Source organism: Oleiphilus sp. HI0132, assembly GCF_001635845.1.
Genome location: NZ_LWGJ01000303.1, coordinates 1 through 1,058 on the forward strand (window position 1 = coordinate 1; position 1,058 = coordinate 1,058).

General features: G+C 42.8%; 3 protein-coding genes. 1 reads left to right on the forward strand and 2 read right to left on the reverse strand.

The features are described 5' to 3' along the window. On the reverse strand, positions 1–373 hold a 373-nt coding region (locus tag A3766_RS03670), incomplete at its 3' end, for a hypothetical protein (RefSeq protein ID WP_197479275.1). A 173-nt stretch (positions 374–546) separates the two neighbouring features. Here A3766_RS03670 and A3766_RS29440 point away from each other — a divergent pair. Beyond that, entirely contained in the window at positions 547–717 is a 171-nt protein-coding gene (locus A3766_RS29440) for a DUF6435 family protein (RefSeq protein ID WP_156490163.1), read from the forward strand. 59 nt (positions 718–776) lie between these two features. Here the strand turns inward: A3766_RS29440 and A3766_RS03675 are convergent. After that, a partial coding sequence (locus A3766_RS03675; protein ID WP_197479277.1) for a ferrochelatase occupies positions 777–1,058 on the reverse strand: 282 nt, incomplete at its 5' end.

Here is a 1,058-nt window from a genome sequence, read left to right on the forward strand (position 1 = left end):
TAGATAAGTCTAGGTCACCACGAGAAACCGTCACAGCGATGTCAGACATGCCCACCGTAATCACAGCCTCCAATTCGCCCGCTTGGCTATCAATATCAAGCTTAACGGGAAGTGATAAGGCATATAGTTCAGATAATTTCACATTCCAATCAACTATTGAGGCAATGCCTTTATACTGAACCAAAGCACGACCATCCCAGATAGTCCCCTCAATGCCTTTTACCGAAACACCAACAGAGCGAAGAGAATTAGTTACAGAAGGATCAGCCTCTACAACTCCCTCCCAAATCACACGCGCTGGAGCCTTAGCCAGCACAAAAACGCTAAAGGCCAATAAGAAAACAAGAAGATACAGAATTGTTTTTTTCAACACGCGTAAAGACCAAGTCCTATTATCTGACCCACTTCAGTACAAGAGATACTGAAAACTACCGAGAACCTATCATGCTTATATACCTAAGCCGCCCGGTAGGGAGCCTACTGCTCTAAAAAGCGACCAATTACAGACTATTTAATAAGTACCCTCTATAAATAGGAAATAGCGCAATGATCAATCTATTTAAGCAACACACAATGAAACGCTTGATTAAGGAATATGAAAGAAAGCTGACCTACGCTTTCGAGGCTCAAAGAATGGGTGATATGAGAGAGTATGCCAAGCGAACCCAGGATGCTGATTTGGTATATCAGCAAATAAAGGATCGGCAGCAGTCTTAAACTTGTGAACGCATCAGTGAAAAGACCTTCAGGCGCCATGCTAGAAGGTCTGTTTAGTATTACTGGTGTAAAGGACATCCTTTAAACCTGCGTTCACGTGCCTGATAATCCTGAGCCTTGACCTCCCATCCTTGAAGGTTGCTGTCGATTATCGATTCTAGTAAATCAATATGGCTCCTATCTGAGTTTAACGCAGGGATATACTGATAACTTTGTCCGCCGGCTTCTAGAAAATAATCTCGATTTTCCACGGCAATTTCCTCAAGCGTTTCTAAACAGTCTGATGAAAAACCAGGGCAAAATACTTGAACAGATGAGACGCCTTTATCGGGGAGTGATTT

Coding starts and splice junctions, on each gene's coding strand:
- A3766_RS29440 (WP_156490163.1), top strand. CDS start 547: ATGATCAATCTATTTAAGCAACACACAATGAAACGCTTGATTAAGGAA.